1 protein-coding gene is annotated in these 1,508 nt (G+C 31.0%); it reads right to left on the reverse strand.

Annotated elements, in window-relative coordinates:
* On the reverse strand, nucleotides 1-1,508 hold a 1,508-nt coding region (locus AB2369_RS13245), incomplete at both ends, for a condensation domain-containing protein (protein WP_367666940.1).

The raw sequence follows: 1,508 nt of genomic DNA on the forward strand, positions 1-1,508 counted from the left end.
GCCATATGCATTGTAGTTCCTGTTTCTTTTGTAAGCTTTTTTAATTTTAATGTTACCTCTTCATTAACTTCAAAGCTTACACTATCTCCTTCAAAACTTTGCATAGTAGGCCTTTCATAATCAGTAGACATATTTAACACTGGTATCTCATCATCAAACCTATTAATCCAGTATTCTTCTAGTTTTTTCATTTCCTCTGAGTTTAAGAAGTTATTCTGCCATGCTGCAAAATCTTTATATTGCAGCTTTAATGGTTCTAGCGTCTTTCCACCATAAATTTCGGTAAACTCGTTTATTAATATTCCCATAGATAAACCATCAGATATTATGTGGTGCATATCTATTAGCAAATAAGTTTTATCTTTGTTATCAACAAGTTCTACTCTGAATAATGGGCCCGCCATTAAATCAAAAGGTCTTACAAAGTTATTTATTGTATCCTCTATATTTTTATTTTCAGCTCTGTGCTCTAATTCAAATTCGCAATTATTTTGTATTTTTTGTATTATTTCACCATCTAAAGTTTCAAAATAAGTTCTTAATGCTTCATGTCTTTGCGTTAGCTTTCTAAAAGTTTCTTCTATTTTATCCTTATCAACTTCTCCTTCTAACTCAAAAACTGCTGGCATATTGTAAGCTACACTATCTTTATCAAATTGTTGAAGCATATACATTCTCTTTTGAGCTGAAGATGCTTCGTAGTATTCTTTTTCTTCTAACTTTTCTATTTTTGAATAAAGGTTTTCTTCCGCATTTTCAATGTACTTATTTAAATCTTTTATTGTCGGTGACTTAAATAGTTCTTTTAATGGGACTTCTTTATTTAATTCTTTATGAATCTTAGCCATAAGTATTGTAGCCTTTAAAGAGTGACCTCCTAGATCAAAGAAGTTATCATTTATTCCAACCTTTTCAACTCCTAATATTTCACTCCATATTTTTGTTAAAGTCTCTTCAACTTCATTTCTTGGAGCTTCATATTCTGTTAAGCTTAAGTCTAAGTTTGGTTCTGGAAGTACTCTTCTATCAAGCTTTCCATTCGTTGTAAGCGGCATTTTTTCTAATTCCACAAAGTAAGCTGGAACCATATATTCTGGCAATGTTTCCTTTAAGTAACCTTTTAAATCTAATTCTTGAATGGTTTTATCACTTACCACATAGGCACATATATATTTTTCACTCTCTTTATTTTCCTTAACTAAAACTGCTGTCTCTTTAATATTTTCATGTTGTAATAACCTATTTTCTATCTCACCAAGCTCTATTCTAAATCCTCTTATTTTAACTTGATTATCTATTCTCCCTAGGAACTCTATGTTTCCATCTGGTAACCATCTAGCTATATCTCCTGTTTTGTACATCTTTGTTCCTTGTTCAAATGGGTTATCTATAAATTTTTCTGCTGTTAATCCGGGTCTGTTTATATATCCTCTCGCTAATCCATCTCCTGATATATAAATTTCACCAGCTATACCTACAGATACCATTGCCCTATCACTATCTAAAAT

Origin of the sequence: Clostridium sp. (assembly GCF_040797585.1) — a bacterium.
Classification (GTDB): Bacteria; Bacillota; Clostridia; order Clostridiales; family Clostridiaceae; genus Clostridium_Z.